We start from the raw sequence: 12,249 nt of genomic DNA, 5'->3' as shown, positions 1-12,249 counted from the left end.
GTGCCCCGATGGACCTGTGTCAGGACCTGCACGCGCTGTTGATCCTTCTGACTCAACATGATCGTCTCCCTGGTCATAGTCCCAGGGTGACATAGTCACGGAACTGTTAGGGGGTGACATTATTGCTGAACTACTACACGGTTGCCGACATCGCCTTGACACGCGCGCGTTGCCCTGTGTATACTGCGCCCGGGTGATTGTGGGCCTCGGCGGCGATGCCGCGCCGAGGCTTTCTTCCGTCCTGATCCCCGTTTTGGCGTGAAGGAGCGGGTTGCGATGAAGGTGGCGGTGCGGAACGAACCCGGCAGCCGGGCCGTGCTGGAGATCGAGGTGCCCGAGGAAGCGCTGGCCCGCGCCATGGACCAGGCCTACGCGTCGCTCGTTCGGAGAGTCAGCGTGCCCGGGTTCCGGCGCGGTAAGGCGCCGCGCGCCATCCTGGAGCGCCATCTCGGCGAGGGTTCGATCCGCGAAGAGGCGATCCGGACACTCGTCCCGGCGCAGTACTCTGAGGCGATTTCGCAGGCGGGCATCGCTCCGATCACCCAGCCTGCCATCGACGTGAAGGATGGGGAGGACGGCAAGGGCCTACGCGTGACCGCCACGGTGGACGTGTACCCCGACGTGACGCTGCCGGACTATCGGGCGATCCACATCGAACGCGAGTCGCATCCGATCGCCGACGAGGATGTGGATCGCGCGCTGGAGGACATCCGCGCGCGTCATGGCCGGCTGGCGAGCGCGCCAGACGAAGCGGCGCGGCGAGGCGATTTCGTGCTCCTAACGGTCACCGCCTCCCCGGCCGGGTTCGAGCGGCTCCAGGCCGGCAAAGAGATGCTGGTTGAGCTCGGCGGAGGGCTGCTGCCGCAGGAAGTGGAGACGGCGCTCGAGGGCACCCGCGCTGGCGAGACCCGCACCGCCCAGCTGGCGTCGGACCAGGGCGAGGTGACCGTCCGCGTCGACGATGTGCGCCGCAAGGAGCTGCCGCCGCTCGACGACGCATTCGCGAAGACGGTATCGGACCAACCCACGCTCGCGGCGCTGCGGGAGGGACTGCACGCCCGTCTCGCGGCGGAGCGGGCCGACGAAGAGGTAGGAGCGCTGCAGGACCGCGTGGTGGACGCCGTCCTCGCGCAGACCGCGATCGACCTGCCGGAGAGCTTGGTCGAGCACGAGGTCGAGCATGTCCTGGAGGACCTCGCGGGTCGGCTGCAGTCGCGCGGGTTGACGCTCGATGGATATCTCCGCAGCGCGGGGAAGGACGAGGCGGCGCTGCGTGCGGAGATGCGGCCGCGGGCGGAGCGCCGGGTGCGGGTACGCCTGCTGCTCGAGGCGGTGTCGGAGCGGGAGTCGCTCGCCGTCGGCGAGGAGGAGATGTTCGCCGAGGTCCAGAAACTCGCGGCCGAGTTGGGACAGGACATCCCCAAGGTCGAGGCGTGGCTCGCCGAGCGCGGGCGGCGGGACGGCCTTCGGGAGACCATGGCACGGCGAAAGGCCATCGCGGTGCTCGTGGAGGCGGTCGCCGGACCGGAGCCGCAGACGACCTCCACGCTGAGCACGCCGGTGGGCGAACCCGCAGCGGCCAGTCAGGCGACGGCCGAGGGTGACCCGCAGCCCCCGGCGACGCCGGAGTCCGATCGGGGTACGGGCGCGTAGCCTCGGGCCGCATTCTCCTCGCCTTTCCGCCATGCTCGTCGCATTGTCACGCGGCCGACGATGGGAAGGAAGAGGGCGGAGGAAACGCGGGACTGTAGGAAGGGAGCGCATGCATGTACTACATGCCGATCGTTGTCGAGCAGACGGCCCGCGGAGAGCGGGCGTACGATATCTACTCCCGGCTCCTCCGGGAACGTCTTATCTTCATCGGCGGGCCGATCGAGGATGAGATGGCCAACCTCATCATCGCCCAAATGCTGTATTTGGACTATGAAGACTCCGAAAAGGAGATTCAACTCTATGTAAACAGCCCGGGCGGGTCGGCCACCGCGGGGCTCGCGATTTACGACACGATGCAGTTCCTGAAGTCGCCCGTGTCGACCATCTGCGTAGGCCTCGCGGCCAGCGCCGGGGCGATTATATTGGCCGGAGGAACGAAGGGACGGCGGTTTGCGCTGCCGTACTCTCGCATGATGATTCACCAGCCGTGGGGCGGCGCACAGGGTTCCGTGTCGGATATCAGCATCCAGACGAAGGAGTTCCTCGCGATCCGGCAAATTCTGGATGAAATCCTCGCCCAGCACACGGGGCAGCCGCTGGAGCGCGTGCAGCGGGATACCGACCGGAATTTCTGGATGAGCGCCAGCGAGGCGCAGGAATACGGGCTCATCGACGACGTGATCAAGCCGCGGAGCGGGAACCGGCCTACATGACGACGCGCCGGGCAGACGGAGAGCCGAGACACGATGTTTAAGACCACAGACGACCGGGACCGCCTGAAGTGCTCGTTCTGCGGGAAGACCCAGGAACAGGTGCGGAAGCTCGTGGCCGGCCCGGGTGTCTACATCTGCGACGAGTGCATCGAGTTGTGCAACGAGATCATCGAGGAGGAGCTCGCGGCGGGACCCCACGGGCACGCGAAGCCGCGGAGCGTTCCCAAGCCGCACGAGATCTACCAGACCCTCTGCCAGTACGTGATCGGTCAGGAACGTGCCAAGAAAGCGCTGGCCGTGGCTGTCTACAATCACTACAAGCGCATCGGGTCCCACTCCAAACGGTCGCCCGAGGTCGAGCTGCAGAAGAGCAACATCATGCTGATCGGCCCGACCGGGTGCGGCAAGACGTTGTTGGCGCAGACACTCGCGCGGATCCTCGACGTGCCGTTTGCGATCGCCGACGCCACGTCGCTGACGGAGGCGGGGTACGTCGGTGAGGACGTCGAGAACATCCTGCTGCGGCTGATTCAGGCTGCGGACTACGACGTCAAGCGCGCCGAGCGCGGCATCGTGTACATCGACGAGGTCGACAAGATCGCGCGCAAGTCCGAGAACCCGTCGATCACACGCGACGTGTCCGGCGAAGGCGTGCAGCAGGCGCTGCTCAAGATCCTGGAGGGGACGACCGCGAACGTCCCACCGCAGGGCGGCCGGAAGCACCCACACCAGGAGTTCATCCAGATCGACACGACGAACATCCTGTTCATCTGTGGGGGCGCGTTCGACGGGCTCGACCGGATCATCGAGTCGCGCGTCCGCGTCGCGAGCATCGGGTTTGGCGCGAAGATCGAACCCAAGCGGGAGCACCGGATCGGCGAGTTGCTCGCCCAGGTGATGCCGCAGGACCTGCTCCGGTACGGCCTCATCCCGGAGTTCATCGGCCGGCTTCCGGTCGTGGTGCCGTTGGAGCCGCTGACGGAGTCGGACCTCGTGACGATTCTGGTGGAGCCGAGGAACGCGCTCGTGCGCCAGTATCAGAAGATCTTGGAGATGGACGGCGTCGAGCTGATCGTCGGCGACGATGCGCTCCGCGCGATCGCCCGGGAGGCGATGACGCGGAACACCGGCGCGCGGGGGCTCCGCACGATCATCGAGGAGCTCATGCTCAACATCATGTACGAGATCCCCGCCCGCGGGGACGTCAAGCGCTGCATCGTGGCGCGGGAGACCGTGGAGAAACACATGGAGCCGCTGCTGCTCACCGCCGGCGACCTGAAGAAGATGCCCAAGGAGAAGCCCGCCTGAGCGAGCCCGGGCACGCGGACACCGTGAGTACGGCCTTGGAAGAAGCCTGCACCGCAGGCTTCTTCCCCTTTTGGGGCATCCGGCCAGGCTACGTCCAAACTGGGCGGCGGACGCCGAGGCGGGGCCGTGGAGCTCGCGAGCGAGTCCCGACGCTGGTCGTATCGGGTCCTTCGATGGGGCCGCCGGAACTAGTCCGCTGGGGGCTGGAATCCCCGCGGGCGTTTCCACCGTATATAGTAGATAAGAACGGAAGTCGGAGGCGTGAGCCGAGACAGGGGCAACTAGGGCAAGAATGGGATGGGCACGTGTGGTGAGCGGGCGCTCATGTTGGATGGTTATCGCATGGAGTCGCGGCACATCTGGGTGGGGCGTCCGGCTCTAGGAATGGGTCGTGAGGGGGAGGGTGTCCTCCCCGAGGAGGTTTGTCGATGACGGAACAAACGCCGAAGCAGACGCCGGAGCAGCTGCCGACGCCGGATATTCAATCGTTCCCGGAGGTGGTGCCGGCCCTGCCGCTCAAGGGCACGGTGGTGCTGCCTTCGATGGTTGTACCCCTGGGCGTGGGACGCCCGAAGTCGCTGGCGGCGCTCGAGGCCGCGTTGACTGGGGATCGCGTGATCTTGCTCGTGGCCCAGAAGAAGGACGACGAGGAGAATCCGGAGCCCGACGGGCTGTACGGGATGGGCACGATGTGCCGCATCCTGCAGGTCGGGAAGCAGGCGGACGGTACGGTGCAGGTCGTGGTCGAGGGTGCCGTGCGCGCAGCGATCGTTGAGTTCGTGCAGAGCGCGCCGTTCTTCCAGGCGCGGGTCGAAACGCGGCCGGACTCGACCGACAAACCGCTCGAGATCGAGGCGCTGATGCGCGGGGTGACTTCCCAGTTCGAGCGCTATGCGCGGTTGTCCCGCTCGATTCCGCCCGAGGCGTTCATGCTCGTGATGTCCGCGGAGGAACCCGGCCGCCTGGGGGATCTGGTCGCCCAACATCTGCAGCTGCGGGTGGAGGAGCGGCAGCGTGCGCTCGTGGCGGCGCCCAAAGACCGGCTCGAGATGTTGAGCGGCATCCTGACCAAGGAGATCAACATCCTCGAGCTCGAGCGCAAGATTCAGAATCGCGTGCGCAAGCAGATGGAGAAGAGCCAGCGCGAGTACTTCCTCAAGGAGCAGATGAAGGCGATCCAGCAGGAGCTCGGCGAGAAGGACGAGCGTACCGCCGAGGTGGACGAGTACCGCAAGAAGATCGAGGAGGCGAACCTCCCGGAGAAGGTCAAGGAGAAGGCGCTCGAGGAGCTGGGGCGGCTTGAGAAGATGCCCCCGATGGTGGCCGAGGCCGTTGTCGTCCGGACGTACCTCGACTGGATCCTGGCGCTGCCGTGGAGCACGCACACCGACGATCGCCTCGACACCAAGGTCGCGCGGACGATTCTCGACGAGGACCATTACGGTCTCGATAAAGCGAAGGACCGCGTCGTTGAGTACCTGGCCGTCCGCAAGCTCGCGCCGGACTCGAAGGCACCGATCCTGTGCTTCGTCGGACCGCCCGGCACCGGCAAGACGAGCCTCGGGAAGTCGATCGCGCGGGCGCTCGGCCGAAAGTTCGTGCGCGTGTCGCTGGGCGGCGTGCGGGACGAGGCGGAGATCCGGGGGCATCGCCGGACGTACGTAGGCGCACTGCCCGGCCGGATCGTTCAGGGGATGCGCACCGCCGGCAGCCGCAATCCCGTATTCATGCTGGACGAGATCGACAAGCTCGGCATGGACTTCCGCGGTGACCCATCGGCCGCGTTGCTCGAGGCGCTCGATCCGGAGCAGAACGACGCGTTCAGCGACCACTACCTCGAGCTGCCGATTAACCTGCGCGAAGTGATGTTCATCACCACCGCCAACATTCTCGACACGGTGCCGCCGGCGCTGCGGGACCGGCTTGAGGTGATCCGGTTCTCCGGGTACATCGAGGAGGAGAAGCACCACATCGCGACCCAGTTCCTGATCCCGAAGCAGCTCAAGGAGAACGGTCTCAAGCCCGACCAAGTGACGTTCACCGACGATGCGCTGCGGCACGTGATCCGTCAGTACACCAGGGAGGCCGGCGTCCGGAACCTCGAGCGCGAAATCGGCACCATCTGCCGGAAGATCGCGCGCGAGGTCGCCGAGGAAGAGGTGACGTCGGTCAAGGTGACCACTCAGAACGTGCACAAGTTCCTCGGGCCGACGAAGTTCCACTACGGGACCGCGGAGAAAGAGGACGAGATCGGCGCCGCCACGGGGCTCGTCTACACGGAGCAGGGCGGGGACATCATCACCGTCGAGGCGACGTTCCTGCGGGGCGAAGGGAAGCTGTCGATGACCGGACAACTCGGCGACGTCATGAAGGAGTCCGCGCAGGCGGCGTTCAGTTACGTGCGCTCGCGAGCGCGCCGCTTGGGGGCCGACGAAGCGTTCGCGTCGCGGTACGACGTGCACGTGCACGTGCCGGCGGGCGCGGTGCCCAAGGACGGGCCCTCCGCGGGGATCACGATGGCGACCGCGATCGTGTCGGCGCTGACGAGCCGGCCGGTGCGGAGCGACGTCGCGATGACCGGCGAGATCACGCTGCGGGGCAAGGTGCTCCCGATCGGCGGCGTGAAGGAGAAGGTGATCGCCGCGCACCGAGCAGGGATCAAGACGGTGGTGCTTCCCAAGGAGAACGAGAAGGATCTCTACGAGATCCCGGGCAACGTGCGGAAGAAGTTGCGGTTTGTGTTCGTGCAGCACATGGACCAGGTGCTCACCGAGGCCCTCGGGGAACCGGCGGGACTGCCCATGCTCACCCCGCCGCCGAGCTCGGTGCGCCGGTCCCAGCCCTCGATCCAGGCATAGCGTAACGAGGATCGTCCGGGCGGCGCGGCCCGGCGCGGTCTTCAAGCGATTCCGGGCGGGGCGGTCCTCTGAGGGGCCGCCCCGCCCGTGTTATTCCGCGGTGCCGGTCGCGCGAGACTGTGGCGCCGTGTGCGTTTCAGTAGCCTCGCACGACGTCCACGACGTGGAGGAGCGGTGCGCCCTCGACGTACCGCCGGAGGTTTTCGCAGAAGACGGCGATCACCCGGTCGAAGTACGCCGGGGCGACGCCGGCGACGTGCGGGGTGATGATGGCGCGCTCCATCTCGTACAGGGGGTGCTCGGGCGGCAACGGCTCCTGCTCGAGCGCGTCGAGCCCCGCTCCCGCAATCCACCCCTGCCGGAGCGCCGCGAGCAGCGCCGGTTCCTGCACGATCGCGCCGCGGGCGACGTTGATCAACACCGCGCTCGGTTTCATCGCCCGCAGCTCGGGTTCGCCGAGCAAGCCCCGCGTCTCCGCGGTAAGCGGCAGCAAGACGACGACGTAGTCGGCCTCGTGGAGCACCTCAAGGAGGCGGTCCGGCGCGAATACCCGGTCGACGAAGGGGAGCGGTCGCGGGGAGCGCTGGGTGCCGATGACGCGCATGCCGAACGCCGCCGCGCGCGACGCGAGCGCCTGCCCGATCTGGCCGAGCCCGAGGACGCCGAGCGTCCGGCCGGCGACCTCGTCGCCGATCGCGGACCCGCGGTCCCACCGGTGCGCGGCCTGGTTCCGGATGCTCACGTGCAGGCGGCGCGCAAATGCGAGGATCAGCGCCATGACGTGTTCGGGCATGGCGCCGTGGGCGCCGACGGTCCGCGTGAGCGTGACGCCGCCGTCCGCGATGCCGGGGACCGTCATGAACTGATCGACACCGGCGGTAAACGCGTGGATCCACCGCAGTCGGCGGGTATGCGCGGCGAGCGACGCGGGCACTTCGTAGGCGGCGATGACCTCCGCGTCCTCGGCGCGCGCGACGGCGCGGTCCGCACCATCCGTGACGGTGAGATCGATCCCTGGGGCGGCGGTCCGGGCCGACTCCGCGAGCCGGGCCCGCACCTGGTCCGGGATGGGCGCGGGCACGATCAGGAGCACCGGGCCGTGCGTCATCACGGGCGCCGCGGCACGGGCGTGGCGGCGGCGGTCGGCGACGCAGGCCCGTGTGCGGCCAGGCTCAGCCGCGCGAGGAGCGCGCCGCGCGGAGCGACGTCGACTGGGACGCCGTTCCGGAACGCGATCGCAAGCCCAGAGAGCGGTGACACCCGGGTACCCGGGAGCACCACCCCGATCAGGTTGAGCGGGTCGGCCGCCGAGACGACGACCTCGCGCGTCTCGTCGGGCGTCCGGCGAACGGCCCGCAGCGCGTCGACCGCCTCCGGGAGCGCGAACTGCTCTCCGGTGAATCCCGCAACGAACCGCCCGCCGCGAATCGCGCCTTGGGCTTCCCACCGTCGATAACGGTCGAGCAGGCTGCGCCACGCCGGCGCACATCGCTCGCGCGCCAGCAGGTCGCGGAAGACCACTCCGTAGCGCTGCAGCAATCGGCGGGCGAGCGCGTCGGTGCGTTCGTCGGCGCTAAGCGGTTCGGCGCCCGGGTCCCAGATCGCCCAGCGTCCCGCCGGGAGTGGCCGTGCTGACACCCGTCTTCCGACCGCCGAAAGAGACGCGCGATGCCGGCGCCGGGCGCGCGGCGCGCCGTGCACCAGGCGACGCAGCCCCGCTAGTCCGTCTCCCGTCACGATCCCGGCGGCGACGAGTTCCCAGAGCGCCGCTTCGACCTCCGCCGGAAGGCGGCGCACGGCGCGGGCGATATCGAGGAGGAACGACGCGCCGCGCGCCGCCAGGACGCCCGCCACGTCGCGCGCGGCGTGGCTGAGCCCCGGCGTCTCCTCGACATGCGCGCCGGGCCCGAGGAGGGCGGGCAGGTTGTCGCGTAGCGCGAGCGTGATCGGGACGGCGCGCGAGAGGCCGGGCCATGGGTGACCGGGCTTGACCCGCGCGCCGGCTTCATCCTCCGGTTCGGCGGCCGGTCGGTTCGCGGGAACCCGCCCCCACGTGACCGTGCCGTCGAGGCACAACGCGTCCAGATCCGCCGGATTGTACTCGCGGATCCGCGCAGGGAGCACATGCTCCTCCCACGCGGGTGCGGGCACCTCCACGCCCTCTAGCATCGCGACGACCGCGGCGACCCCGTCCCGGCCGTACAGCTGTGTTCCCGGTTGCACGTGGTGCCAGCGCAGGAGAAACCGCATGAACGCGGCCGGTTCAACCGGTTCGATCTCGCGCCTGAGCCGGCCGAGCGTCAGACGGTGGATACGCGCCAGCAGCCGTCGCTCGCACCACTCGAGTCTGTCCGGCCGCAGCGTGAATCGCCCGCGCAGCACGGTCCCCGCGCCCTCCAGCACGGCGAGCGCGGCCTCGACGTCGGCGACCGGGAGGCCGATCCTGTCCGCGAGGCCGCCGGCCGTGGCGGGGCCGATGCACTGCAGCCACCCGTGCACGATTTCCCGCACCGCGTCGCTGCGCCCGATCGTCGCCGATCCGCCGGGCGGCGCGGAGGATGAGGCGTCGTGCGCCGCCGGGGCCGGGTCGAATCGCGCGCCCGGCAGCGCCGTGCCGACGAGCGCCACGCGTTCGGCGGCGACGTAGGCGCGCCGCTCGCGGCCTGCGACGTCGGCCCACCGGGCGACGACGGCGCGCCCGGCCGCGACCAGCGCGTCGGCCAGTTGCGGTCCGCCGGGCGGATGCGTCCAGGACAGCACGTCTTCAACCGGGAGCACGCCGACCGTCAGCAGGTGGTCGTGTAGTTCGTCGGCGGTCCGGACGTCCGGCCACGCTTGCGCGCGGACCTCGGCTATCGCCGCGGGGTCGAGCGCCCCGACGCCGCGCGCGAGATCGGGGTCGGTACGCCGAAGCGAGACCGCGCGGGCGCGCCGCTCTTCGAGCGGCGCGTCGTCGAGGAACGCGTACGGGTTCGCGTTCAGGATCTCCTGCGACATCGGCGACGGGGTCGGCGTCTCCACCGCAACCGCGCGGATGGCGCCGGCCTCCAGCGCGCCGAGGACCCCGCGCAGACCGTCGAGGTCCATCGCCTCGTGCAGACAGTTGCGGATCGTTTCGGTCACAAGCGGGTGGTCGGGCGGCTCGATCGGCCCCATGTGATTGTCCTGGCAGCCCACCTGCTCCGGGAACACCGCCCCGAGGAGGTCGTCGGACCGCATCCGCTGGATCGGCATCGGCACGCGTCGGCCGCCCATGTGACGCAGCAGCGCGAGGGACCGCGTGGCGTTCCACCGCCAGCGCGTCGTGAACAGCGGTGTCGCGAGCAGCGCCTGGACGAGATCCTTTTCCACCGTCCGGGTCCGCACGAACCCGAAGAGACTGTCGAGGGGGAAGCTGTGCTGCTGGCTGAGCGAGAGCACGATCCCGTCGTCCGTCGCCGCGGCCTGCAGCTCGAAGTCGAACGTCAGGCAGAACCGCTTCCGCAGCGCGAGCCCCCACGCCCGGTTGATCCGCGCGCCGAACGGCGTGTGCAGCACGACCTGCATCCCGCCGGCCTCGTCGAAGAACCGCTCGGCGACGATCGTTTCCTGGGACGGGACGCAGCCCAACGACGCCACGGTCTCGGCGACGTAGTCCACCGCCTGCGCCGCGCCGTCCGCATCCACGCCCGCCTCGGCCGCGAGCCAGGCGGATGCCGCCGCCCGATCCTCGAGGCGCGCGGCGATGTCTCCGCGGAGCGCGGACACCGCGGCGGAGAGCTCCGGCGTCCTCGCGGGCGCCTCACCGATCCAGAACGGCACCGACGGCGGCGCACCGTGCGCGTCCACGACGCGCACCCGCCCCGCCTCGATACGGCGGATTCTCCAGGAGGTGTTCCCGAGCAGGAACGTCTCGCCCGCCATGCTCTCCACGGCAAAATCCTCGTTGACGGTGCCGACGACGGTTCCGTCCGGCTCCAGCACCACGTCGTAGTCCGCGGTGTCCGGGATCGCGCCGCCCGAGGTGATCGCCGCAAGGCGCGCGCCGCGTCTGGGCCGCAGGACGCGGTGCACGCCGTCGCGGTGGAGCAACGCGGTCGTCCGGCCGAGTCGGCGGGCCACGCCTTCCGCGAGCACCCCCACGACTTGGTCGAACTCGCCCCGGGTGAGATCGCGGTAGGGGTGCGCGCGCCGCACGACGTCAAAGAGTGTGTCCTCGGCGATCTCCTGCGTCGCGACGGTGGCGACGATCTGCTGCGCGAGAATGTCGAGGGGTTTGTCGGGCAGCACGACGCCGTCCAGGTCGCCTGCCCGCGCCGCGCGTACGACGGCCGCGCCCTGCATCAAATCGTCCCGCGTGAGCGGGAACAGCACGCCCTTGGACGTTTCCGCCACGCCGTGCCCCGAGCGTCCGACGCGCTGGAGCAGCGTGGCGATCGCGCGCGGCGCGCCGAGGTGGCAGACCAGGTTCACGTGACCGATGTCGATGCCGAGTTCGAGGGACGCCGTGGCCACCACCACCGGGACGTCCCCAGCGCGCAGACGCTGCTCGGCGTCCAGTCGGATCTGTCGGGACAGGCTGCCGTGATGCGCGGCGACCCGCCCCTCGCCCAGTCGCAGCGTCAGGTGGTGCGCCACGCGTTCGACTAGCCGCCGCGTGTTCACAAACACGAGCGTGGTTCGGTGGGCCCGCACGAGCGCGGCCACGCGGTCGTAAATCGCGTCCCACATCTCATGCGTGGCGATCGGACCGCGCGGCGGACCCGGCACCTCCACCGCCAACTCCCACGGCCGGCGGTGGCCCGTGTCGACGATCGTACACTCCGAGCTCGGCCCGCGGCCGTTCCGCGCCGACCCGGAGAGTAGCTGGGCGATTTCCTCGATCGGTCGTTGGGTGGCCGATAGACCGATGCGCTGGCAGCGGGTGCCCGTCAGGAGGTCCAACCGCTCGAGCGAGAGCGCGAGGTGCGCGCCGCGTTTGTCCCCGGCGACGGCGTGGATCTCGTCGACGATCGCCGTCCGTACCGTGCGCAGAAACTCCCGACTCCGCTCTGCCGTCAGGAGCAGATAGAGCGACTCCGGCGTGGTGATCAAGATGTGCGGCGGCCGCCGGAGCATAAGCGCTCGTTCGCGCGCGGGTGTGTCGCCCGAGCGGACCGCCACCCGAATTTCGGGGAGCGTCGTCCCTTCGGTCGCGGCCAGCCGCCTCAGTTCTTCGAGCGGCGTCACGAGGTTGCGCTGGATGTCGTTGCCGAGCGCCTTGAGCGGCGAGACGTATACGACGGACGTGCCGTCGCGGAGACCCCCGGTGGCGCCTTCGCGGACGAGCCCGTTCACCGACCACAGGAACGCGGCGAGCGTCTTGCCAGATCCGGTGGGCGCGGCGACGAGGGTGTCCCGCCCGCTGCCGATCGCCGCCCACCCGGCGACCTGGGCGGCGGTGGGCGCGTCGAACCGCTGGACGAACCAACGGGTGACTAACGGATGAAACAGGGCGAGGCTCATCTAGTCGAGTCTACCACCGCGACGGGGCCATCTTCCAGGCGCCGTTCCACCCGAGCGCCCCTCAGACCCGCCCGCGGCGCCACGGGGCACACGCTTGGACGCCGGTTCGGCCGGATCTGGGGTTACGCGGTCGGTGCGGTGGACTCAGGGACGAATGGAGTGCGGCTACAACCTCCAAAACTCGGGTATACCGGTCGATGCAGGCGGCCGCGGGCCCTCTTGTCTTCCCGCCT

General features: G+C 69.4%; 5 protein-coding genes and 1 pseudogene. 4 read left to right on the top strand and 2 right to left on the bottom strand.

Going from position 1 to position 12,249, the window contains the following annotated elements; genetic code table 11:
- The first annotated feature begins 276 nt into the window (after nt 1-276).
- From tig to lon, 4 genes and pseudogenes are all read left to right on the top strand, one after another.
- A complete protein-coding gene (gene tig / locus VKZ50_12145) occupies nt 277-1,653 on the top strand; it encodes a trigger factor (GenBank protein ID HLJ60472.1) in 1,377 nt (458 codons plus the stop codon).
- Nucleotides 1,654-1,766: 113 nt separating this feature from the next.
- Complete coding sequence (locus tag VKZ50_12140; protein ID HLJ60471.1) at nt 1,767-2,366, top strand: ATP-dependent Clp protease proteolytic subunit; 600 nt, start codon at nt 1,767-1,769, stop codon at nt 2,364-2,366.
- A gap of 33 nt (nt 2,367-2,399) precedes the next feature.
- Nucleotides 2,400-3,674 carry an ATP-dependent Clp protease ATP-binding subunit ClpX gene (clpX, locus tag VKZ50_12135; protein ID HLJ60470.1) on the top strand — a complete coding sequence of 425 codons (1,275 nt, stop codon included), beginning with the start codon at nt 2,400-2,402 and terminating at the stop codon, nt 3,672-3,674.
- Between the two features lie 428 nt (nt 3,675-4,102).
- Nucleotides 4,103-6,604 (top strand): annotated as a pseudogene (lon, locus tag VKZ50_12130) (endopeptidase La).
- A 64-nt stretch (nt 6,605-6,668) separates the two neighbouring features.
- On the opposite strand, the gene VKZ50_12125 reads toward lon, so the two are convergent.
- Both VKZ50_12125 and VKZ50_12120 read right to left on the bottom strand, forming a co-directional pair.
- The gene (locus VKZ50_12125) at nt 6,669-7,640 is read right to left on the bottom strand and encodes a D-2-hydroxyacid dehydrogenase (protein HLJ60469.1); all 972 of its coding nucleotides are present in this window, start codon (nt 7,638-7,640) and stop codon (nt 6,669-6,671) included.
- Entirely contained in the window at nt 7,640-12,016 is a 4,377-nt protein-coding gene (locus VKZ50_12120; protein HLJ60468.1) for a DEAD/DEAH box helicase, read from the bottom strand. The genes VKZ50_12125 and VKZ50_12120 overlap by 1 nt, the downstream gene beginning before the upstream one ends.
- Nucleotides 12,017-12,249 lie beyond the last annotated feature (233 nt).

This window comes from bacterium, from assembly GCA_035295165.1.
GTDB lineage: Bacteria > Sysuimicrobiota > Sysuimicrobiia > Sysuimicrobiales > Segetimicrobiaceae > JAJPIA01.
The sequence above is the reverse complement of the archived record's forward strand: the minus strand, read 5'-3'. Positions and strand labels throughout refer to the sequence as shown.

Excerpts from the sequence above, each read along its gene's own strand:
- tig (HLJ60472.1), top strand. The coding sequence starts at position 277 with ATGAAGGTGGCGGTGCGGAACGAACCCGGCAGCCGGGCCGTGCTGGAG.
- VKZ50_12140 (HLJ60471.1), top strand. The coding sequence starts at position 1,767 with ATGTACTACATGCCGATCGTTGTCGAGCAGACGGCCCGCGGAGAGCGG.
- clpX (HLJ60470.1), top strand. The coding sequence starts at position 2,400 with ATGTTTAAGACCACAGACGACCGGGACCGCCTGAAGTGCTCGTTCTGC.
- VKZ50_12125 (HLJ60469.1), bottom strand. The coding sequence starts at position 7,640 with ATGACGCACGGCCCGGTGCTCCTGATCGTGCCCGCGCCCATCCCGGAC.
- VKZ50_12120 (HLJ60468.1), bottom strand. The coding sequence starts at position 12,016 with ATGAGCCTCGCCCTGTTTCATCCGTTAGTCACCCGTTGGTTCGTCCAG.